This is a genomic window from Methylosinus sp. shoA (assembly GCF_059718125.1).
Window position 1 is genome coordinate 1,215,352 of the sequence record NZ_AP046091.1, and the last position, 19,367, is coordinate 1,234,718.

At 65.8% G+C, this 19,367-nt stretch carries 20 protein-coding genes, 1 pseudogene and 1 riboswitch; of the genes and pseudogenes, 13 read left to right on the forward strand and 8 right to left on the reverse strand.

Annotated elements, in window-relative coordinates; genetic code table 11:
* Window positions 1-417: 417 nt before the first annotated feature.
* The 5 genes and pseudogenes from tnpC to cobO all read right to left on the reverse strand — a co-directional run bounded on the left by tnpC (window position 418) and on the right by cobO (window position 4,187).
* A complete protein-coding gene (gene tnpC / locus AC6IW9_RS05480) occupies window positions 418-2,055 on the reverse strand; it encodes an IS66 family transposase (protein ID WP_497763766.1) in 1,638 nt (545 codons plus the stop codon).
* 49 nt (window positions 2,056-2,104) lie between these two features.
* Window positions 2,105-2,458 (reverse strand): IS66 family insertion sequence element accessory protein TnpB, encoded by a 354-nt coding sequence (tnpB, locus tag AC6IW9_RS05485; protein WP_497763765.1) that lies wholly within the window; start codon window positions 2,456-2,458, stop codon window positions 2,105-2,107.
* On the reverse strand, window positions 2,455-2,862 hold the full coding sequence (gene tnpA / locus AC6IW9_RS05490; protein ID WP_497763764.1) for an IS66-like element accessory protein TnpA: 408 nt from the start codon (window positions 2,860-2,862) through the stop codon (window positions 2,455-2,457). Before tnpA ends, tnpB begins: the two co-directional genes overlap by 4 nt.
* Before the next feature lie 472 nt (window positions 2,863-3,334).
* Window positions 3,335-3,544 (reverse strand): annotated as a pseudogene (locus AC6IW9_RS05495) (cobyric acid synthase); the annotation flags it as partial.
* 4 nt (window positions 3,545-3,548) lie between these two features.
* Window positions 3,549-4,187 carry a cob(I)yrinic acid a,c-diamide adenosyltransferase gene (gene cobO, locus AC6IW9_RS05500; protein ID WP_497769930.1) on the reverse strand — a complete coding sequence of 213 codons (639 nt, stop codon included), beginning with the start codon at window positions 4,185-4,187 and terminating at the stop codon, window positions 3,549-3,551.
* A gap of 43 nt (window positions 4,188-4,230) precedes the next feature.
* A riboswitch (cobalamin riboswitch) is annotated at window positions 4,231-4,421 on the forward strand.
* A gap of 39 nt (window positions 4,422-4,460) precedes the next feature.
* Here cobO and AC6IW9_RS05505 point away from each other — a divergent pair.
* From AC6IW9_RS05505 to cobJ, 9 genes are read left to right on the forward strand one after another with little or no spacing between them, the layout of a single operon-like run.
* Window positions 4,461-4,646, forward strand: a complete 186-nt coding sequence (locus tag AC6IW9_RS05505; protein WP_497769932.1) for a CbtB domain-containing protein — start codon at window positions 4,461-4,463, stop codon at window positions 4,644-4,646.
* Between the two features lie 12 nt (window positions 4,647-4,658).
* Window positions 4,659-5,405, forward strand: a complete 747-nt coding sequence (locus AC6IW9_RS05510; protein ID WP_497769934.1) for a CbtA family protein — start codon at window positions 4,659-4,661, stop codon at window positions 5,403-5,405.
* An 8-nt stretch (window positions 5,406-5,413) separates the two neighbouring features.
* Window positions 5,414-5,806 (forward strand): DUF1636 family protein, encoded by a 393-nt coding sequence (locus AC6IW9_RS05515; RefSeq protein ID WP_497769935.1) that lies wholly within the window; start codon window positions 5,414-5,416, stop codon window positions 5,804-5,806.
* On the forward strand, window positions 5,803-6,840 hold the full coding sequence (gene cobW, locus AC6IW9_RS05520; protein ID WP_497769937.1) for a cobalamin biosynthesis protein CobW: 1,038 nt from the start codon (window positions 5,803-5,805) through the stop codon (window positions 6,838-6,840). The genes AC6IW9_RS05515 and cobW overlap by 4 nt, the downstream gene beginning before the upstream one ends.
* 9 nt (window positions 6,841-6,849) lie before the next feature.
* A complete protein-coding gene (gene cobN, locus AC6IW9_RS05525; protein ID WP_497769939.1) occupies window positions 6,850-10,272 on the forward strand; it encodes a cobaltochelatase subunit CobN in 3,423 nt (1,140 codons plus the stop codon).
* Complete coding sequence (gene cobG, locus AC6IW9_RS05530) at window positions 10,269-11,555, forward strand: precorrin-3B synthase (RefSeq protein WP_497769941.1); 1,287 nt, start codon at window positions 10,269-10,271, stop codon at window positions 11,553-11,555. The genes cobN and cobG overlap by 4 nt, the downstream gene beginning before the upstream one ends.
* 3 nt (window positions 11,556-11,558) lie before the next feature.
* Window positions 11,559-12,191: a precorrin-8X methylmutase gene (locus AC6IW9_RS05535; protein WP_497769943.1), complete on the forward strand. Its 633-nt coding sequence runs from the start codon at window positions 11,559-11,561 to the stop codon at window positions 12,189-12,191.
* A complete protein-coding gene (locus AC6IW9_RS05540) occupies window positions 12,188-12,946 on the forward strand; it encodes a precorrin-2 C(20)-methyltransferase (RefSeq protein ID WP_497769945.1) in 759 nt (252 codons plus the stop codon). The genes AC6IW9_RS05535 and AC6IW9_RS05540 overlap by 4 nt, the downstream gene beginning before the upstream one ends.
* On the forward strand, window positions 12,943-13,707 hold the full coding sequence (gene cobJ / locus AC6IW9_RS05545; RefSeq protein ID WP_497769949.1) for a precorrin-3B C(17)-methyltransferase: 765 nt from the start codon (window positions 12,943-12,945) through the stop codon (window positions 13,705-13,707). Before AC6IW9_RS05540 ends, cobJ begins: the two co-directional genes overlap by 4 nt.
* Here cobJ and AC6IW9_RS05550 read toward each other — a convergent pair.
* Entirely contained in the window at window positions 13,674-14,441 is a 768-nt protein-coding gene (locus tag AC6IW9_RS05550; RefSeq protein ID WP_497769952.1) for a cobalt-precorrin-6A reductase, read from the reverse strand. The genes cobJ and AC6IW9_RS05550 overlap by 34 nt on opposite strands.
* A gap of 13 nt (window positions 14,442-14,454) precedes the next feature.
* Here AC6IW9_RS05550 and cbiE point away from each other — a divergent pair, with 13 nt between their 5' ends.
* Genes cbiE through AC6IW9_RS05570 form a run of 4 tightly spaced genes read left to right on the forward strand, consistent with a single transcriptional unit; the run spans window position 14,455 to window position 18,174 of the window.
* Window positions 14,455-15,693 carry a precorrin-6y C5,15-methyltransferase (decarboxylating) subunit CbiE gene (gene cbiE, locus AC6IW9_RS05555; protein ID WP_497769956.1) on the forward strand — a complete coding sequence of 413 codons (1,239 nt, stop codon included), beginning with the start codon at window positions 14,455-14,457 and terminating at the stop codon, window positions 15,691-15,693.
* Complete coding sequence (locus AC6IW9_RS05560) at window positions 15,687-16,073, forward strand: cobalamin biosynthesis protein (protein ID WP_497772449.1); 387 nt, start codon at window positions 15,687-15,689, stop codon at window positions 16,071-16,073. The genes cbiE and AC6IW9_RS05560 overlap by 7 nt, the downstream gene beginning before the upstream one ends.
* Complete coding sequence (cobM, locus tag AC6IW9_RS05565) at window positions 16,070-16,828, forward strand: precorrin-4 C(11)-methyltransferase (protein ID WP_497769960.1); 759 nt, start codon at window positions 16,070-16,072, stop codon at window positions 16,826-16,828. Before AC6IW9_RS05560 ends, cobM begins: the two co-directional genes overlap by 4 nt.
* Window positions 16,825-18,174, forward strand: a complete 1,350-nt coding sequence (locus tag AC6IW9_RS05570; protein WP_497769963.1) for a cobyrinic acid a,c-diamide synthase CobB — start codon at window positions 16,825-16,827, stop codon at window positions 18,172-18,174. The genes cobM and AC6IW9_RS05570 overlap by 4 nt, the downstream gene beginning before the upstream one ends.
* Here the strand turns inward: AC6IW9_RS05570 and cobF are convergent, their stop codons facing one another.
* Together cobF and AC6IW9_RS05580 are read right to left on the reverse strand one after the other, a co-directional pair.
* Window positions 18,175-18,942, reverse strand: coding sequence for a precorrin-6A synthase (deacetylating) (cobF, locus tag AC6IW9_RS05575; protein ID WP_497769965.1), 768 nt, complete (start codon window positions 18,940-18,942; stop codon window positions 18,175-18,177).
* Complete coding sequence (locus AC6IW9_RS05580) at window positions 18,939-19,265, reverse strand: hypothetical protein (protein ID WP_497769968.1); 327 nt, start codon at window positions 19,263-19,265, stop codon at window positions 18,939-18,941. Before AC6IW9_RS05580 ends, cobF begins: the two co-directional genes overlap by 4 nt.
* Window positions 19,266-19,367 lie beyond the last annotated feature (102 nt).

Here is a 19,367-nt window from a genome sequence, read left to right on the forward strand (position 1 = left end):
AAGAGAGGATTCCCGAATCGGCGAGAGCCTGATTCCTTACGTCATGAGCATGACGGAGGGGGAAGATGGCCCGGGACCTCGCGCGCAAATATGCGGTTTCGGAGGACGGCGCGTACGATCGAGGCGAAGCTGACCGATTTCGAGCGCCGCTTGAACCTCGGCGAGGCCCAACGCTCGCTCGACGCGGCCAAGGCCACTCCGACGTCTCCGCCGGGAACAACCAGCCCGCCCGTGGCCGCTCCGGCCGCGCGGCCGGCGACCGGGATGAAGGGCGTCGTCCCGGCGTCCCTGTGTAAGCGCCGTTGTCGTCCCATTGCCGCTGGAATGGAAGAATAGCTTGCAATTCGTTGCGACAAGGCATTGCAAGCCTTTGGCGCAAAGCTTTGTCAGCGATTGGTTCAGCGCAATGGTGAGCGATCAGGCGGCTGGCGTCGGCGACGAGGATTTGAAGGCCCAGGGCATCAGCTCGTCGATGCGCGACTGCGGATGGCCATCGGCGATCGCCTCGAGCGTCGCCTTCATCCAGGCATAGGGATCGACGCTGTTCAACTTGCATGTCGCAATGAGCGAAGCGAGACGTGACCAGGAACGTCCACCTTCATCGTGCCCCGCGAATAACGCATTCTTGCGCGTGAGAGTCAGCGGCCGAATCTGATTTTCGACGAGGTTGGTGTCCATCTCGACGCGTCCATCGTCGAGGAACAGGGTCAGCCCGGCCCAATGATTCAGAAGATAGGCGACCGCCTTGCCCATGTCGCTGCGGCCGGAGAGGCGAGCGGCCTGGGCGCGCAAAAACTCTTCGAGCTCGACGACAAGAGGCCGCGACCGCTCGGCGCGAACGCTCTGCCGGATCGGCGCCTCTTTGCCCCGGATGTCCGCCTCGATCGCATAGAGCGCGGCGATGCGCGCCAGGATCGCCTCGGCGATGGGCGAGCCCGCTTTCGGCGTGGCGGCGATGATCTCGCGCCTGCCATGGCTCCAACACCAGGCGAGCCGCAGTGGGGCGCCACCTTTGCGCTCGGCGCGCGCCAGACGATGATAGCCGCCATAGCCGTCGACCTGGAGAACGCCGTCGAATCCTTCGAGCATCCGCTCGGCGTGCTCGCCGCTGCGACCCGGCGCGTAATGATAGACCACGATCGGCGGATCGGCGCCGCCGTGCCCGCGGTCGTCGCGCAGAACCGCCCAGAGATAGCCAGTTTTCGTCCGGCCGCGGCCGGGATCGAGAACCGGCGCCCGAGTCTCGTCCATGAATAGACGGCCGGACAGCTTCATCAGCGCGCTCATGCGCTCGACGATCGGCGCGAGGTGGAAGGCCGTCGTTCCCATCCAATCGGCCAGAACGGCGCGGTCGAGCATGATCCTGTGGCGCGCGAAGACCTGCGATTGACGGTAGAGCGGCATGTGCTCGCTGAACTTGGCGACCGCCACTTGCGCCAGCAGCGCCTCGGTGGGAACGCCGCCCTCGATCAGATGCGCAGGAGCCGGCGCCTGGGCGACGCCCGCGCATCCTGTCGGACAGGCGTAGCGGGGCCGCACGGTCTCGATGACGCGATATTGCGCCGGCGTCACGTCGAGGCGGCTGGAGCGGTCCTCGCCGATCCGAACCATCAGGCCGCAGCCGCAGGGACAGGCGAGGCTTTCTGGCTCGATCACGCGCTCGACGCGCGGCAGATGAGCAGGAAAGGCGCGCGCGGCGCGGGCGGCGCGCTCCCTGGTCGCCGGGCGCCCCGAGCGGCGCGCGCGATCGTCTTCCCGCTCCTGGACTTCGGCAATGGCGATCTCGATATCTTCCAGAACGAGCTGTAACTGATCGGGATCGAGTTTCTCCGAACGCTTGCCGAAACGCGCGCGTTCATATTCCTTGACGAGCAATTGCAGACGTTCGACCGTCTCCTTCGACGCTGCGAGCTCGCTCTCGGTGTGAAGGCGCGCGGCGAGCTCATGATCGGCGCGGATGCGTTCGGCTTCGAGCATGGCGCGCTGAGCTTCGAACAATGCGCGTAGTTCGGCAGGCAGCTCTGCGAGTCTGGAGGGATCGAAGCTCGGCGTCACGTCGGCGAATCTATCGCAAGCGAGGCGCCGAATGAAGCCGAAGTTGCGATCAGTTCGCCGCGGTCGGCGTCGCCACGATCCGCTCGCCGACGCGCTTCCAGTTGAGCCCGTCGAATAGAGCTTCGAATTGCACCCGGCTCAATTGCAGGACGCCGTCGCTGATCTGCGGCCAAGAAAAGCGGCTATCGCCGAGACGCTTGTAGACGAGCACGAGTCCGGTTCCGTCCCACAGCAAAATCTTCAAGCGATCCATTCGCTTCGAGCGGAACACGACGATGAGCCCGGAATGCGGATCGAGTCCGAGCTTGTTTTGCACGAGAGCGGCCAGCGCGTCATGCCCGCAGCGGAAATCGACGGGACGCACGGCGAGCACGATCCGCAACCCTTGCGACGGAATGATCACGCGCCGCGCTCCAGCGCCGTCATGATCTCGGCGATGCGCGTCGACGCGGTGTCCTGATCCAGCCGTAACACGACCTTGCCGACGACGATCTCGATCTTCGCATCGCTCTCGTTACGAACGGAGGGCTGCTCGAGCTCGATCTCCACGAACTCCGCGGGACCGTCGGTCACCAGCGCGAGCCGCCCGGTGCGCGCCTGGCGGCGCCACTGCGTCAATTGCTGCGCGCATATCCGATATTTGCGGGCCACGTCGGCGACGCGCGCTCCAGGCGCGAGACTCTCTCGTACGATCCGGCCCTTCAGCTCCTTCGACCACAGCCGATTGCCCGAACGTGAACGACGAAAATCCACACGTCCGACAAATCCTGCGCCAAAAGCCGTTTCGATCGTCGCATTCTCGTTCATCTTCGGATCCTTCCAGAGACATGGCTGTCCCTCAGAAGAATCTCACATCCGAAAATCCTTCCGAACCCGAAGAATCAATGGGGTCGCAACGGCGCTTACGATGATCCAGCTGCTGAAAATCTGAAAGCGCTTGAAAGCTCGGAGCAGGACGCGAACTATTGCGAGCAGTGGGCGGATGCCATGGTGGCATCCCGCCAGTTGATGGGCCCAAGCCTGGCCATGCCAAAACAAAGTAACTAGAGAAAGCCAAGGCGAGGCGTTGGGATGCAAGGGGATGAACGTTATGGACACCCAGACGCTTCTCATCATCGTTCTCTTGATTCTGCTTCTTGGAGGCGGTGGCTGGTACGGGCGGGGCCGCTGGTTTTAGCGAGCAAGAGACGGTCACAAGGCTCACGGTGACGATGGATGAACGGGGGCTCGAGGCCTAGCCTGGGTCGAGGAGCTTAGCCTTCGGCTTCGTCCTCCTCACAGATCCGGGCATACGGCTTTCCTGCCCAAGGGATGTCGGCACCGGCACGCGCGCCGCGCGCGCCTGCAACGCCTGGGCGCGACCGATCTCGCCGCCGTCGGCCGTCACCGCAGCGTTGTTTTGACATATTTTGCGGCTTGACTGCAAGGTCGGCGACGATCGGCGATTTGCCGACGTCCGAGCCGGAACCTGGAACATGATGGCTTTCATGCCGCTAGAACTCGATGCCCTCCTGGGCTTTCACGCCGGCCGCGAAGTGGTGCTTCACCGGGGTCATGTCGGTCACGAGGTCGGCGGCCTCGATCATCTCTGGCTTGGCATTTCGGCCCGTGACAACGACATGCAAGTCCGGCCGGCGAGTGCGTAGCGTCTCGATGACGTCGGTCAGGACAAGGTGCTCGTAGCGCAACGCGATGTTGATCTCGTCGAGGATGACGAGCCGGAACGAGAGGTCCGCCAGGAGGGCTTTGGCTGTCGTCCAGGCCTTTTCGGCGGCGGCCATGTCACGAGCGTGGTCTTGAGTTTCCCAAGTGAAGCCTTCGCCGAGCGTATGCCAAACAACCTGGTCGCCAAACTTCTCGATTGCCTTGCGCTCGCCGGTCTCCCAGGCTCCCTTGCCGAATTGCACCACGCCGACGCGCATGCCGCGGCCGAGAGCGCGCAGCAGCAGGCCCCACGCCGCCGTGGACTTACCCTTGCCCTTGCCGGTGTGGACGATCAGAAGCCCCTTCTCGACGGTTTTTTCCGAAACCTCGGCATCTTGCGCAGCCTTGCGCTTCTGCATCTTTTCCTTGTGCCGGGCTTCGTCATTTTCGACCGCCTGCATCGAAACGTCCCCCTTACCCTTCTCCATCGGGTCAAAATCCCGATTTCCATTGACGCGACACTCTGGCAGCCTTTATCAAACCGGGGACGGTTCCCCGCAAGGGGTCATGGGAATACGGTATGCCTTCAGCAGGGTGAAGCCGTAGCTGCCCCCGCAACTGTGATCGGTGAGTGTCTGATCAGTATGCCACTGGGAAACCGGGAAGGCGATCAGGCACATGGACCCGAGAGCCAGGAGACCGACCGTCCTCGCTACCAGCCAACTCATCATGACCCCGGAGGGGTGGTCAAGGAGAGCCTCGTGAACGCACAGTCCCATTCCGCACCATTGTCGGCCGCCGGTCAGAGAGCCGAGAGCCTCCAGGCCGTGGCCCTGGCCCTTTTCGTCGGCGTTGCTCTCGTCTTTACGGCGGGATTTTCGCATTCGTCGACAATCCACAATGCCGGCCACGATACACGCCACGCTCTCAGCTTTCCTTGCCACTGAGCGAGGGTTCAAATGATTGCCCGCGTTCTTGCGACCGCCCTTGCGGCGGGTTTCGCTGCTGGCGTTTTGGTCGCGGCGCTGCAGCATTTCACCACGACGCCGTTGATCCTCGCCGCGGAGACGTATGAGAACCGAGCCGCGGAAAGCAACTCCCTGCGGCACGGTGGGCGCTCGACGGGGGAGGCTCGCCTCGTCCTGGCGCATAGCGGGCGCGACGAGGCCGCAGGTGAGGCCGAATGGGCGCCGACCGAGGGTATCGAGCGTACGCTCTACACCAGCACCGTCACGATGGCGACGGCCGTCGGCTTCGCATTCTTGCTGCTCGCCGGGCTACTGATCGCCAACGATCCCATCGACACGCGGCGAGCTCTGGGCTGGTCTGCTGCGGGGTTCGTCGTGACCGGTCTTGCGCCGGCGCTGGGCCTTCCGCCCGAGCTACCCGGCATGATGGCGGCCGATCTCGTGGCGCGACAGATCTGGTGGGTCGCGACTGCGACTGCGACTGCCGCAGCCCTGTGGTTGATATTGCGCCCGAATGGCTTCGCGATGCCGGCCCTGGGCCTCGTGCTTCTGCTCGCCCCGCACATTGTGGGCGCCCCTCATCCTGCTGCCGAGGAAGCAAGTCGAACGCCCGCCGAGCTTGCGGCTCGGTTCGCATCCGCTTCTCTTGTCGTGCACGCAGTGCTCTGGGCGTTGACCGGCGCCCTGGTCGGATGGTTCTGGCAGAGGACAGAAAGCTCGATCGCGGTGGAGGCTTAGCGGCGACCATGTCCGATGAGCCCGTTACCGTATTCGTATGCGTAAGCTGCCGGCGGGCGGTTCCCGATGGCGAAGGCTACGACCTGCCGGGGGTGCTGCTGGCCGATGCGCTGCGCGAGCGCCTTGCCGCCGATCACACGATCACGGTGACGCCCGTCCAGTGCCTGGCCGTTTGCAATCGGCCGAGCACCATCGCGCTCGTCGGCTCCAACAGGTGGACATACCTCATCGGCAACCTCGAAACGGAAACGCACCTCGACCAGATCGTCGAGTCCGCACGCGCCTATGGATGCTCGGACAACGGCATCATCCCCTGGAAGGAGCGCCCCGAGTGCTTTCGAAAGGGCGTCATCTCACGAGCGCCGCCCTCGGGCTTTTCTCATCCGGAGTCGAATCCATGACCGCACTTGCCAAAGTGCCCTGCAGCATCGTGACCGGCTTTCTCGGCGCCGGCAAAACCACGCTCGTACGCAACATCCTGCAAAACGGCGCGGGGCGCCGCCTCGCCGTCATCGTCAACGAGTTCGGCGACGTCGGCATCGACGGCGAGATCCTCAAAGGCTGCGGAGTAGAAAGCTGCAGCGAGGACCGTATCGTCGAGCTGTCGAACGGCTGCATCTGCTGCACCGTCGCCGACGACTTCGTGCCGGCGCTCGAAGGCCTGCTTGCGCTGCCTGAGCCGCCGGAGCACATCCTGATCGAAACCTCGGGTCTCGCCTTGCCAAAGCCACTGGTGCAGGCCTTCAACTGGCCCGTGATCGCGTCGCGCGTCACCGTCGACGGCGTCATTGCGGTCGTCGATGGCGCGGCCGTCGCCGCAGGACGCTTCGCGGACGACCCCGACGCGCTGGCTGCCCAGCGGGCCGACGACGCGTCCGTCGACCACGACAATCCCCTCGAGGAGATTTTCGAAGATCAGCTCCTCTGCGCCGACCTTATCCTTCTCAACAAGGCCGACCTCATGACGGAGGCGGAGCGCGCGAAAGTCGCGGGAGATATCAAGGCCGCCGTACCTCGCGCCGTGAAGGTTGTCGAAACGACGGGTGGGCGGCTCGAGGCCAAGGTGCTGCTGGGGCTCGGCGCAGCTGCCGAGACGGACCTCGCCGCCCGTCCTTCCCATCACGATGCCGAAGAAGAGCACGATCACGACGACTTCGACACCTTCATCGTCGATATCCCGGCGCTCGATGCCCCGGAAGGGCTGATCGAACGTATCAGGAAGGCCGCGGACGCCCATAATATCCTCCGCATCAAAGGCTTTGCCGAGGTCAAGGGCAAGCCGATGCGCCTTTTGATCCAGGGCGTGGGCTCGCGGTTTCAGCACCAGTTCGACCGCCCGTGGAGGCCGCAGGAGCCTCGCCAGGGGCGCCTCGTCGTCATTGGACAGAAGGGCTTGGACCGTGTTGCGATCGCCCAGGCGATCGGGAGCGTGTAAGATTGGCAAATGCATCTGCTAGCGGTCGAGACGTGTTCGCTGGATGAGTTGGACGGCGCGGTCGATCTGGATCAGACGCCCGCCGACGTCGTCGTCTTGTCTTTCAGCGACAGCGACCTCTCTGCCCTCGCGGCTGTTTGGAGCGAAACGCCGACGCGCTTTCCGACCTTGAGGCTCGCGAGCCTCAAGAAGCTTCGCCATCCCATGTCGGTGGACCTCTACATCGAGCGCGTTATCGCCGGCGCGCGTATCGTGATCGTGCGCGGGCTCGGCGGTCTCGATTACTGGCGTTATGGCTTTGAGCAGATCGCGGAAGCCGCGCGCCGCCTCGAGATTCTGTTCGTCGCGCTGCCGGGAGACAATCGTCGAGATCCACGTCTCGACGCGATCTCGACCGTCTCGCGTGACGCACTGAGGATGTTCGAGCGCTATTTCCGAGCTGGCGGCCCCGCTAACGCAAGGAATCTCCTGCTGTACGCGGCAGGACTGCTCGGCGCCGCGGTTGCCGCTGAGCCGCCGGCGGAGCTGGATGCGGCTCTAGCCCTTGCTCGACACGGAAATCCCACGCCTCTTGCGCAGGTCGAGCCTCGATCAGGGCCCATCGCTCTCGTCGTCTTCTACAGGGCCAGTCTGTTGGCGGGCGACTACAGGCCCGTCAGCGCACTTGTCGAGCAGCTGGAGCAGCGGGACCTCGCCGCAGTAGCGCTCGCCGTGACGAGCCTGAAGGACCCCGACGTCACAGGCCCGCTGTCCGAGCTCATCGCCCGCATCCGCCCCGACATCATTCTCAACATGACGGCTTTCTCGGCGCTGCGGGCCGACGAGACGACGGTGCTCGACGCAGCCGATTGCCCGGTGCTGCAGGTAGCGCTGGCGGGCCATCCCCGCTCTGCCTGGGAGACGGCCTCGCGCGGCCTTTCGCCAAGTGATCTCGCCATGAACGTCGTCCTGCCGGAACTCGACGGCCGCTTGTTCACGCGTGCAATATCCTTCAAGGCCGATCTTCCCGCCGAAGCCGGCCTCGAGTACGCGCGCGTCGTGCACGAGCCCGATGCCGGCCGCGTCGCATTCGTCGCCGATCTGGCTGCCGCGTGGATTCGCTTGCGCCGTAAGCCGCGCGCCGAACGCAAGGTCGCCGTGCTGCTCTCGGACTATCCCAATCGCGCCGGGCGTACCGGATACGCGTGCGGGCTCGATACGCCCGAGAGTGTAGCGGAAGTTCTGTCGGCGTTCGATGCGAACGGCTACGCGGTCGACGCGGAGCCCGTGGAAGCAGGTAATCTCATCTCGCAGCTCGCCGGCCTCTCTCCGTCCGAGACGTTTGAGATTCCGCTGGATTGGTATACGCGCCATCTTGCCGGACTGGCGCGAGAGGTCCGTGACGCCCTCGCGGGCGCGTGGGGCGAGCCGGAAGACGATCCTACCTTTAACGGCGCCCACTTTCGCTTTCCGTGCGTGCGCCGAGGAAATTTCGTAGTTGCCCTGCAGCCGGACCGCGGCGCGTCGGGCAATCGCAAGACCGGCTATCATGATCTGCAGCTGCCGCCGCGGCACGCCTATGTCGCGCTCTACGCTTGGCTTCGGGAAGAAGAGCGCATCGACGCGCTCGTGCACATGGGCACCCACGGGACGCTGGAATGGCTGCCCGGCAAGGCGCTGGCCCTTTCCGATACCTGCTTCCCGGAGGTTGTGCTGGGCCCGGTCCCGGTCATCTATCCCTTCATCGTCAACAACCCGGGCGAGGCCGTGCAAGCCAAGCGGCGTATTTCCGCGGTCACGATCGGTCATTTGACACCCCCGCTCCGCGAGGCAGGCCTCGCCGGTCCGCTGGGTGAGCTCGAAGGTCTGATCGAAGAGTACGCGGAGGCCGATGGCGTCGACCGGCGCCGGATCGCGATCCTCGAACGCGAGATTCTGGATAGAGCCTGGCGCTCCGGCCTCGCCGAGGATTGCGGCCTCGAGAAGAACGACGCGCCGCGCGACGCCATCGCCAAGCTCGATGCCCAGCTTTGCGATATCAAGGATCTGGCGATCCGCGATCATCTGCACGTGTTCGGCCGCGCTCCGTCGGCGGAGTCTTCTGCTGCGTTGGCGACGGCAATAGTTCGCGCCGCGCCGTCTGCCGATATGGGGGCGATCGAGGCGGCTATCTCGACGTGCGCATACCAGGAACGGGAAGCCTTGCTCGCCGCGCTCGACGGGCGGCGCGTTCCTCCCGGCCCCTCTGGTGCGCCGACCCGCGGGCGGCGCGACGTGCTGCCGACGGGCCGTAACCTCACGACCATCGATCCGCGTGCGGTACCGACGCGGACGGCGGCTATTGTGGGCCAGCGCGCGGCCGAAGAGGTGGTGCGGCGCTATCTGCAGGATCATGGCGAGTATCCGCGCGCGCTCATGCTCGACCTGTGGGCCTCGGCCTCGCTGCGCACCGGAGGTGACGATCTCGCGCAGGCGCTCGCATTCCTCGGAGCACGGCCGAAATGGGATGATGGATCGAACCGCGTCGTCGGTATCGAGGTGCTGCCGATTGCCAAGCTGGATCGTCCACGGATCGACGTAACGCTGCGCATCTCGGGTTCCTTCCGCGACGTCTTCCCGGCTCAGATCGCCCTCTTCGATCTCGCCGTGCGCCTGGTTTCGGAGCGCGATGAGACCGGCGATTGGAATCCGCTGGCCGCCGCCCGCCGCGCCGGGAGCAGCCTCGCCCGCATTTTCGGCGGCGAGCCCGGCGCCTATGGCGCGGGAGCCGCATCAGCGGCGCTCGATGGTCCCTGGGACACGCGTGACGACCTCGCCGAAGCGTACCTCGAAGCCTCGTCACAAGCGTACGGCGCCGACGGCGCCGTACGCTCTGCGCCAAGGGAATTCGCCGAACGCGTCGCGACCGCGGATGCGCTGGTGCACCCGCAGGATGACCGGGAACGCGATCTCCTGGACGGCGACGGGGTTGCGGATTTCGCAGGCGGCTTCGCGGCTGCCGCAGCTCGCATGGGGCGCACGCCGTCGCTCTACCATCTCGATACCGGCCGACCCGAGGCGCCGCGTGCGCGCACCATCGAGGAGGAGATCGTGCGCATCGTGCGCGGGCGGCTGACCAACCCGCACTGGCTCTCGGGAATGATTGGCCACGGCCATCGCGGCGTGGCCGAGATCGCCCAGGGTGTCGATGCGCTCTATGCCTTCGCCGCCACGGCAGGCATCGTCGGCGACCATTTATTCGACGCCGTGCACGATGCGATCATCGCCGACGAAGAACGAGTCACGGCCCTTCTCGACCTCAATGCGCCCGCTGCGGCCGCCATCGCCGCGCGCCTCAAGGACGCCGTAGACCGGCGCTTGTGGACGCCGCGCCGCAACGCCGTCCACGCCGAGCTCGCACACGTGCTCTCTGGTCATCCCGTAAAGCGTATCGGCGCAGGGGCAGGATCATGAGCGCGACCCCAGTCGTCGCGGAGCCGGCAACGGTCAAAGGATGGTGCCCCGGCGCGCTCCGACCGATGCAGACGGGCGACGGGATGATCGTACGTGTCCGTCCGCGCGGCGGCGCGCTCGGCATCTCTCAGGTGGCGGCGCTGAGCGACATCGCCCACCGCTACGGCAACGGCCACATCGATCTCACGCGCCGCGCCAACCTGCAGATCCGCGGCGTGCGGGTACGCGACCTGCAATATGTTCGGGCCGCCCTGTCGGACGCCGGTCTCATCGACGCTCACGCCGAGGCCGAGGCCGTGCGCAACGTGATGGTGAACCCGCTGGCCGGCATCGATCCAACCGAAATCTATGACATCCGCTCCATCGCAGCCGCGCTCGAGGCTACTCTCGCGGAAACGACCGCACTTTGGTCGCTGCCCGGAAAGTTCGGGTTCATCGTCGACGGCGGCGGTCTTCTCTCGCTCGATGGCGAGCGAGCCGACATCAGGCTGAGGGCCATGGTTGCGGGCGGCCAGGCTAGGATGGCACTCGGCATCGACGCGGCCGACCGCACGCTATGGCTCCGGGTCGGCGATCCCGCGGCGGCGCACACGGCGGCAGTTCGGCTAGCGCTGGCGTTCGTCGCCGCGCTCGAGCCCCATCCAGGGGCCCGCGTGCGTGATCTCGACCCGGCGGCCCTCGCGGCATTGACCCACGCGATCGGCGACGAGGGAAATGCAGCCGATCCCGTGGGGCCGCATGCCACAGCAACCCCCGGCCGCGTTGGAGCCATCGAAGCCCGGGGCCATATTGCCGCGGTCGGTGTCGGCGCGCCGTTCGGACGCGTGATGGCCGACGCGCTCTGCCGGCTGGCAAAGACGGCAGAAGGCGCCGGAATAGTCGCGCTGCGGCTCTCCCCCTGGCGCATTCTCTATGCACGCGCGCCTAGCCGGGCCGACGCCGATGCGCTGATCGCGGCGGCCCGGGATCTGGGCTTCGTGACCGAGGCCGGCGATCCTGTGATGGCAATCGATGCCTGCCCGGGTGCGCCGGCCTGTCGTTCCGCCTGGGCCGATACCCGCGCGGCGGCGCGCCGCATCGCAGCCCTCATGCCGCTGCCGGGCGTCACATCCGCGCACGTGTCGGGATGCCCGAAGGGATGCGCGCGCTCGCGCCCCGCCGATCTCGTGCTTGTTGCGAGCCCCGATGGCTTCGGTATTGTCCGCCATGGAACCGCGGCGGCTCCAACGAGCGCAGTTGTCGACATCGACGACCTGCCCGCCGTTCTCGGGACCGGGATCTAGCCCATGCAGCGCCGACACACGTATCTTCGGGATGGACCGGAGATTTACCGCAACTCGTTCTCCATCATCCGCGCAGAGGCCGATCTGTCGCGCTTCGCAGGCCATGCGGAGAAAGTCGCCGTGCGCATCATCCATGCCTCAGGCATGGTGGAGATCTCATCGGACATTGTCATGTCCGATGACTTCGCGTCGGCCGCGCGGGGCGCGCTGCTCGCAGGCGCGCCGATCCTTTGCGACGCCAAGATGGTGGCCTATGGCGTCACGCGCAGCCGCCTTCCCGCGAACAACGCGGTGATCTGCACCCTCGATGACCCCGCCGCGCCGGAACTCGCCCACCGCATGGGAACGACGCGCTCGGCGGCAGCCCTCGAGCTGTGGCGGCCGTGGCTCGGAGGCGCCGTCGTCGCCATCGGCAACGCGCCGACCGCGCTCTTTCGGCTGCTCGAAATGCTGGACGAAGGCTCGCCGCGCCCGGCGGCGATCATCGGCATTCCGGTCGGCTTCGTAGGCGCGGCCGAATCCAAGGAGGCCTTGCGCGCCTCCGGCCGCTGCCCGTATCTCATCGTCGCGGGCCGGAAAGGCGGCAGCGCGATGGCTGCTGCGGCTGTCAATGCGCTCGCAAGCGAGACCGAATGATTCCCCTCGAGCACATCGCTGGAACGGCGAAGGCCGGCACCCTCTACGGCATCGGGGTCGGGCCGGGCGACGCGCGCTACATGACGTTGCGTGCGGCGTCCCTCGTGCGCTCGGTCGATGTGCTCGCCTATTTTGCCAAGAAGGGTCGCGGGGGCAACGCCCGCAAGATCGTATCTGCGCTCGTCGACGGCAATCGCCGCGAGCTCAGGTTCGTTTACCCCGTTACCGACGAAATCCCGGCCGATCATCCCGACTACGGCGCGCAGATCGCAGAGTTCTATCGCGAGACCGCTGCGGCCATCGAGCAGGAGTTGGGACGCGGACATTCCGTCGGACTGCTCGCCGAGGGCGACCCTTTCTTCTACGGATCGTTCATGCACATGTGGCGCCGCCTCGATGCGATCGTTCCGGTAGAGGTTGTTCCGGGCGTGACCGGCATGTCGGGATGCTGGACGCGCGCCAATGCGCCGATCACCTGGGGGGACGATGTCCTGACGGTCTTGCCGGGGACGCTGGACGAGCAGAACCTCGTGCAGCGCCTTGCAGCATCGGATGCGGCCGTGATCATGAAAATCGGGCGCAACCTCGCCAAGGTGCGCCGCGCCGTGGACGCCGCCGGACTCACAGCCCGTGCGATCTACGTCGAGCGGGGCGCAATGGACGACGAGCGCATTCTGCCGCTCGGAGATTGCGACGGCATCGACGGCGCCTATTTCGCGACGGTCATCATCCCGGGCCAGGGACGTCGCCTATGATCGGGAAGCTCACCGTCGTGGGGCTCGGCCCCGGCAGCCCGGAGCTGACGACTCCGGCCGTCGGTAAGGCGCTCGCGGAGGCGACCGACCTTGTCGGCTATGCCGCCTATCTCGATCGCGTGCCCGACGGGCCACTGGGCCAGCGCCGCCATGCGTCCGACAATCGCGTCGAGGTCGACCGCGCCCGCCACGCGCTATCGCTGGCCGCCCAGGGCAACAGCGTTGTCGTGGTCTCCGGAGGAGACCCGGGCGTGTTCGCGATGGCGTCCGCTCTTTTCGAGGCCGTCGAGACGGGCGATCGATCGTGGCGCGCACTCGACATCCGCATAGAACCGGGCGTGACGGCGATGCTTGCAGCCGCCGCCCAGGCCGGCGCGCCGCTCGGCGGCGACTTCTGCGCCATCTCGCTGTCAGACAACCTCAAATCCTGGACGACGATTGAAAAACGCCTCGAAGCCGCCGCGCGGGGCGACTTCGTGATCGCGCTCTACAACCCTGCTTCGAAAGCGCGGCCCGACCAGATCGGCCGCGCATTTGCGTTGCTGCAAGGTGTAAAGCCCCCCGACACGCTCGTTCTCTTTGTCCGCGCAGCGGGAACGGCGGACGCCCGACTCCGCGTCGAGCGCCTCGGAACGGCCGATGTTTCGCCGGTCGATATGCGGACACTGGTGCTGATCGGATCCAGCCGGACGCGGATGATCACACGGGAAGGCGCTACGCCGTGGGTCTATACGCCGCGCTCGGAGCGCGACATCGCATGACGTTGGTCCAACCATGCGAGCGCGTCGTCGGCCGTGCTTACGATATGGCGGCCCGCCTTGGTCGGACGGGCGATCATGACAACCGGGATCGCGAGCCGGCGCGCGGCTTCGATTTTGGCATAGGTCGCATCGCCTCCCGCATTCTTGGTCACGACGACATCGATGTGATAGCGCCGGAGCAGGTCCAGTTCGTCGGCGAGCGTGAACGGTCCGCGCGCTCCGATCAGCCTCGCATCAGGAGGCAGAGCCTCGTCATCCGGCCTCTCGATCGAGCGGATCACATAGGCATGTCGGGGCGCGCGCCGGAAGGCGCCGACGCCTTGCCGTCCAACGCTCAGGAAGACCTGCCGGGGCTCGTCTCCCAATGCTTCGACCGCGTTTTCGACCGTATCGGCGGAACGCCAGCGGTCGGCGCGCACGGCGCTCCAGGGCGGACGAATGACGGTACAAAGCGGAAGGCCGAGCTCGTCCGTCGCGGCCACAGCATTGGCGGAAATTCGCGCGGCGAATGGATGCGTCGCATCGACGACAGCCTCGACGCCGACTTCCCCGAGCCAGCGCGCGAGACCGGCCGCGCCGCCGAAGCCGCCGCTGCGCAGCGCCACGTCCGCTACGGGCGATGGCTTTGCGGTTCGTCCGGCCAGCGAAAGCGTGACCTCTGCTCGTTCATCTCCGGCGAGATGGCGCACGAGGGCAGATGCCTCGGTCGTACCGCCCAAGATCAGGACGCGCATCGGGGTTCTTTCCATGGATGAAACGACCCTTCGGCGAAAGGAAGGACGATGGCTCGCCCTGGTCGGGATCGGAGAGGACGGCCTCACGGGATTATCCGACTCGGCGAAGGCGCTCATTGCCGGCGCCGAGCTGGTCGTCGGCGGCAAACGTCATCTCATGTTGGCGCGAGATGCGGTGCGCGGCAAGGCGCTTGCGTGGCCGAGCCCGATCGGCGACGCGTTTCCCGAGATCGTCGCGCGCCGTGGGCGCCCTGTCGCCGTGCTGGCGAGCGGCGATCCCTTCTTTTACGGCGTCGGCAAACAGCTTGCTCAGATCGTCTCCGCAGACGAGATGCTGTGCCTTCCGCAGCCGTCGGCGTTCAGCCTGGCGGCGGCGCGGCTCGGCTGGGCGCTGCAGGATACGGCGCTCGTCACGCTGCATGGACGCCCGCTCGAGGCGATCATTCGCCATCTGCAGCCCGGCGCTCGGATTCTCGCCCTTTCGTGGGATGGGGAGACGCCGCGCCGTCTCGCTCAGTTGCTTGCCGGCCGCGGCCTAGGGGGAGCATCATTGGTGGTGCTCGAGGCGCTCGGCGGCCCGCACGAGCGCATCCGCACGGCTCTCGCCTCGGATTTCACGCTCAGGGATATCAACGGCCTCAACACCATCGCCATTGCTCTCCCGCCCGATACGACGACGGCGACCTCGAGCCTCGCATCGGGTCTCGAGGATAGCCTGTTCGATAGCGACGGACAGTTGACCAAACGCGAGATCCGCGCCGTCACACTATCGTCGCTCGCGCCGCGGGTCGGCGAGTTGTTGTGGGATGTGGGGCTCGGCGCAGGCTCGATTGCCATAGAGTGGCTGCTCGAGCATCCATCGATGCGCGCCATCGGCATCGAGCAGCGGAGAGACCGCTCCGAGCGTGCGGCCCGCAACGCGACTTTCTTGGGGACGCCGGAGCTTCGCATCATAACCGGCGACGCGCCCGATGCATTTGCCGGCTTGCCGGCGCCTGACGCCGTTTTCGTTGGCGGCGGGATGGGAGATGCGGGTGTTTTCGAGGGCGCGTGGGCGGCGCTCAAGCCGGGTGGACGGCTCGTGGCCAATGCCGTCTCGTTGAGAACGGAGCAGAGGTTGCTGGAGCTTCGACAGACCGTCGGCGGAGAGCTGACGCGCCTCGAAGTGGCGCGGGTTGCTCCGCTCGGCAATGAGATGGGTTGGACACCGGCCAGGCCGGTCACTCACTGGCGCGTGAGAAAGCCATGTTAGCGTGCGGAATTGGATGCCGACGAGGTGTTCTCGCGGAGGATATCGAGGCCGCTATACGCGCGGCGCGGAGCGCATCGGCATGCGAAGAGGCGATCGCAATCATGGCGACGGAAGCGAGCAAGCTCGGTGAGCCCGGGCTACGCGAGGCTGCGCGCCGGCTCGGCGTGGCGCTCGTCGGTTATGACGTCGATGCCTTGGCCGGGGAAAACGACGCAGTACTGACGATCTCGGCCGCTGTGCGGCGGCATAAGGGGATCTCGTCGATCGCCGAGGCCGCTGCACTTCTGGCGGCAGGCGCTGACGCACGATTGCTCGGACCGCGAGCGGCGGTTCCGACGGCGACTTGTGCGTTGGCCGTCGGTGACGGGGGACAGTCATGACCGTTCACTTCATCGGTGCGGGCCCCGGCGCGGCCGACTTGATCACGGTTCGCGGGCGGGACCTCATTGCGGCTTCGCCGGTGTGCCTCTATGCGGGCTCGTTGGTGCCGGACGCACTGCTCGCTCATTGCCCCGAAGGCGCGCGCATCGTCGACACTGCTCCGCTGTCGCTCGACGAAATCATTGCGGAGTTCGAGGCGGCTCATGCCGCCGGACAAGATGTGGCGCGGCTCCATTCCGGCGACCTTTCGATCTGGAGCGCCACGGGGGAGCAAATCCGGCGTCTTCAGGCGCTCGGCATTCCCTATACGATGACACCGGGTGTTCCGTCCTTCGCCGCGGCTGCGGCGGCTCTGGGGCAGGAATTGACGCTGCCGGAAATCGCACAATCTCTAGTGTTGACGCGAACGTCGGGGCGAGCCTCCGCCATGCCGTCGACCGAGACATTGGCGACGTTTGCGGCCTCGAGGACGACATTGGCCATTCATCTATCGATCCAAAGCATCGATCGCGTCTCGGCGGAACTGGTCCCGTTTTACGGCCCGGACTGTCCGGCGGTGGTCGTTGCCAAGGCGAGCTGGCCGGATCAGGAGATCTTGCGCGGAACGCTCGCGACGATCTCCGGCGCGGTCGCGAAAGCCGGCATCGATCGGACGGCGCTGATCCTCATCGGACCAGCGCTCGAAGCGAGCGACTTTCGCGAGAGTGCGCTTTACAGCCTCGATTATCGGCGTCGCTACCGAGGGCGTCGATGATGGCCGCCCCCACCTTGCCGCGCGGTCTGGTGATCGCGGCCCCGAGCTCGGGTTCAGGCAAGACGACCGTGACGCTTGGATTGCTCGCCGCCCTCAAGCGCCGCGGGATCGCGGTGCAGCCGTTCAAGACAGGCCCCGACTATCTCGACACCGGGCATCACGAACGTGCGGCGGGACGGCCCGGCTATAATCTAGATACCTGGGCAATGCCGCGACCTCTGATCGGCGCAATAACGATGCGCGCGGCCGCAAATGCCGACCTCTGCATCGTCGAAGGCGTGATGGGGCTGTTCGATGGTGGATCGGATCGCGGCCTATCGGGAGACGGCTCGACGGCGGATCTCGCGGAAATGCTGGGCTGGCCGGTCGTGCTGGTTCTCGATGTCAGAGGCCAGACCGAAACGGCCGCGGCGCTGGCGCTCGGGTGTGCTCGCTATCGGCCGGATCTGCGTATTGCGGGAGTAGTCCTCAATCAGATCGCAAGCGAGCGGCATCTGGATCTCATTCGTCGGGGATTCGAGAAGATCGGCATTCCGCTTTTGGGCGCTCTGCGACGGGACACGGACATCCGCCTGCCGGAAAGACATCTCGGCCTCGTCCAGGCCGACGAGCACGCCGACTACGTGACTCGCATGGCGAAGCTGGCCGAGACCGTCGAACGCTCCATCGATCTCGATGCCATCATTCAGGAAGCTGCGACGCTGACGCTGCCCATGGGACTCTCGGATGGATCGCCACGGGCTTTAAATCCGCCGGGGCAGCGTATCGCTGTGGCGCGGGATGCAGCCTTCTCGTTCACTTACAATCATCTCCTTTCTGGTTGGCGGAACGCCGGGGCGGAGATCTCGTCGTTCTCACCGCTCGCGGACGAGGCCCCGCCTTCGGACGCCGATGCCGTCTGGTTGCCCGGCGGTTATCCCGAGCTTCACGCTGGTCGGCTCGCCTCCGCATCGCGCTTCGCCGGAGGGCTGAGGTCGGCTGCCGAATACGGCGTCCCCATTCACGGCGAGTGCGGCGGGTATATGGTGCTCGGACAAGGGCTGGAGGACGCCGACGGCTGCCGCCATGCGATGGTCGGGCTCCTAAAGGCTGAAACATCGTTCCGGAAACGAACGCTCCATCTGGGCTATCGGCGCGGGGTGCTAGAGGCCGATTGCGCGCTGGGCCGCAAAGGGGCGCGCCTCTATGGCCACGAATTCCATTATGCGATGCTTTTGTCGGATGCGGGCGGGCCGTTGCTTGCTCTTGAAAAAAGTGTCGGAGCTATGCTTGCAGCCGGCTCGCGGGTCGGCAGTGTTACGGGATCGTTCTTCCATCTCCTGTCTGCCGAGGCCGGCGGTATCTGATCACTCGGCGTGGATGCGGCGCAGCACGTAGGTGTCCATGATCCAGCCACGGCTCTTTTTCTCGCGCACGCGGATGTCTTCGATGTGGTCGATCACGTCGCGTAATCTGCCTGAGACCAACACCTCGTAGGGCGTGCCGAGATAGGCGCCCCAGTGGATCTCGACGTCCATCTGCGCCGCAGCCTTCAAACCGTCGCCGCGATCGAGCATGACGACGACGGTTTCCGCCGAACGCGGAAAGCCGCTCTCCGCGAGTTCGCGCCCGGTCGTAATGACAACGGACCCGCCGATGCTGTTCAGCACGAGCCGATGGCTTGCGGCGAGGGCCTGAACGCTGCTGATGCCGGGGATCACCTCGCTCTCGAAGGCGAGCTGGCTTTCCGTGCGCAGGAGGTCGAGGAGGCGCAGAGTGCTGTCGTAAAGGCTCGGGTCGCCCCAGACTAGGAATGCGCCGTATCCGTTCTCGCCGAGTTCCGCTTCGATCTGCGCCGCCAACCTCCGGGCCCGCTCGCGGCGCCATATCTCGACGCCGTGTCTGTACCCGTGCGGTTCTGGATTGCGCTCGGGGTCTTTGATCATGATGAAGCGATAAGAGCGGTTCTCGATTAAACGCTCGCAAATCTCTTCGCGCAGTTTGACCAGGTCCTTCTTCTGTTCGCCTTTGTCGAACACGAAGAACACGTCCGCCCGGTTCAGAGCCTTGACCGCCTGAATAGTCATGAAGTCGGGATTGCCGGCGCCGACGCCGATGACGAGCAATGTTCTCATGCGCCGTCCTCGCGCAGTAGCGATGGCGTCGCATGCCACGGAGCCAGCAGATCCCGCAATTCGTGGCGAAATGCCACAATCGTTCCGATGACGACGACGATCGCCTGCGCCACGCACCGATGCGCCGACGCGAGTGAGCCGAGCGCGGCCTCGACGAGGCGTTCGGTGCGCGCGGTTGCATTTTCGATGATCACAGCAGGCGTGTCCGCCTCGTGCCCTCCCCGCAGGAACGCCTCCGAGATCTCGGCAAGGTTGCCCCTCGCGATAAATGGTCGACCACTCCTCGCGAGCTTTTCCCACTCCGCAGCAGTTTCCGCGTCCACCGGGAACGGGATACATTTTGAATCTTCTCGGCGTCCGCACAGCGTGTGCAGCCTGCGAGGGTCCTTGTCAACTCGACTGAGTGAGTGTCTCTCGCCAACCGT